This window comes from Lishizhenia sp., assembly GCF_057456495.1.
This window is the reverse complement of the sequence record NZ_JBVCPV010000295.1, coordinates 1-2,204: the sequence shown is the minus strand read 5'-3', so window position 1 is coordinate 2,204 and position 2,204 is coordinate 1. Positions and strand designations below refer to the sequence as shown.

Sequence of the window (2,204 nt, the reverse complement as noted above, 5' to 3'; positions counted from 1 at the left end):
CTTGACCGCAGACCACTAGCCAAACAACAACGGAGTAAAACGGATAGCCCGGTGAACAGCCAAACCTAACTTCTTACCCCCACCCTAATTGCTCATTGTTAACTCTAAATTCTACATTCATTTTATACCTTATATATAGTACAATAAAAAATGCCTGCGAGGAAAGGAATTCTAATAAGCGCGGTTGACTTGATAATATCACGCTAAAAGCTTTAGAGCTTCGCTTCGTTCAACCTAGAGAAATGGAGCAAAACAAGAATTCTTTTCCCATAAGAATTAAAAGTCTTATTTTACGTTTTTAATACCGTTTACGCAATGAATACGACAAATAAGAAATTGAAAACAAATTATTACTAAACATTGATTATTTTTTCGGTCATATAAAGCTTTTGGTGCAACAAACTAAAAGCGGACTTTATACGTATATTTTATAAGGGAATCTACATCATATCTTTACAACTATCCCCTTAATGAAACTTACTGTATATGAAATTACTAACACTGTTGATCTCAGCTTGCTGCTTGTTGACCTTCTCCCTAACATCCTGGGGACAATTTTTACAGGTAGCTGATGATGACCAAACCTTGAACTGTTTGCTTTTTGGAAATCAAGCCAGTTCTAATTTTATTGATTCTGGAAACCAGGGTGCCGGTTATTCTGCCAATGAACAGGACACGGTTACGATTTGTCCGGATCTTATTAATGGAACCAAAGTGTCGCTAAGAATGGGGTCTGCCTATGGATTTCCATTTGATATTGACCCAAGTGATACCCTTTATATTTTTGATGGGCCAGATGCCAATGCACCATTAATAGGTGCTTACAACAACACGAATATTGGAACAGGTTTTAGTATAACCGCTAGCTTCGGAGCCAATCCAAGTGGATGTTTAACGCTACTTTTTAGCTCAGATGCCGCAAATGAAGGAACTGGATGGGAAGGAAATATAGCCTGTACCACACCAGCACAACCCTTTGACGCTACAGTGGAAGCTTACGTCAATGGGTTAATGCCTGATGTTTTTGATTCTACCACCGGCACTTTCATGGACATTTGTGTTTACGACTCTATTCTTTTTATAGCAAACCCTAACTTCCCGTATTCCTTAGAAAACAATGGTTTTGGTTACAGTCAAACTCCAGAAAACGTAGAGTACATTTGGACGCTCAGTGATGGAACGGTATTGGAAGACAATGACAGTGTTTGGTTTGTACCCCCAGGCGTTGGTGGATTTTACATCAACCTTGAAATCAAAGACAGCTACCCACAATCCATTAAAAATTATGGAAGTATACGCGTTGGAACTGTGCCTGTTTTTGCTCCTACAGCCATTATTGACGATAGTATCTGTTTAGGTGACTCTGCTTTAATAAGTACCGGGCCTGTTACATACCCCGACGGTATTTTTGAAACGAATACCTTTTTTGAAAAAGTACAAAATCAACTCATTCCTGATGGCGATGGAAATAACTATGTTGCCGACAATGTAGTATCTTCTTTTAACGGTGCCACTATCGTGGATGCCACGAGTATAGATGAGATTTGTTTAGATATAGAGCATACGGACTTATCCAACCTTGAAATTGTTGTAGAATGTCCGAACGGAACTCAACTAACATTGGTTAATGCAAGTAATGCCTCGGGTGGACTTGTACCCGGAGGATATTTATCTAACGGAATTGCTTTGGGAGATCCCTCTACCGTTGCCGGTGTTCAGGGGACGACTTGGAGATATTGTTTTGACATGAATGCAGCTTTGGGAACTTTCCCGAATGAAACGGGTAACCTTGTTACGGCTCCAAGTAACTCAACTATACTGACGATGGATGAAGACACCTACCAACCTGAGGAAAGTTTTGGAGCATTGGCAGGGTGTCCGATCGATGGAACTTGGAAACTCATCGTTAGAGATAACATTCAAACGGGAGCTAACGATGGATATGTTACAAGTTGGAGAATTTCTTTTGACAAAACCTTAGACCCTAATGCCCCAACTTTCACCAATAGTGTAGTAAGTGAAGGTTGGCAGCCATCTTCCACAATATTAAGTATGAATCCCGATACATCTATTTGGGTACTACCAACACAATATGGTTACACAGGCTATACGTATGAAGCTACAGATGATTTTGGGTGTACACACGATACTGTCGTTTCTATCTATGTTATAGAACCTCCAGTTTTACCAAATGATACACTTTT

General features: G+C 39.7%; 1 pseudogene. It reads left to right on the top strand.

The window, feature by feature from the left end:
• Positions 1-486 precede the first annotated feature (486 nt).
• Positions 487-2,204, top strand: a pseudogene (locus AC22ZQ_RS14245) (hypothetical protein); the annotation flags it as partial.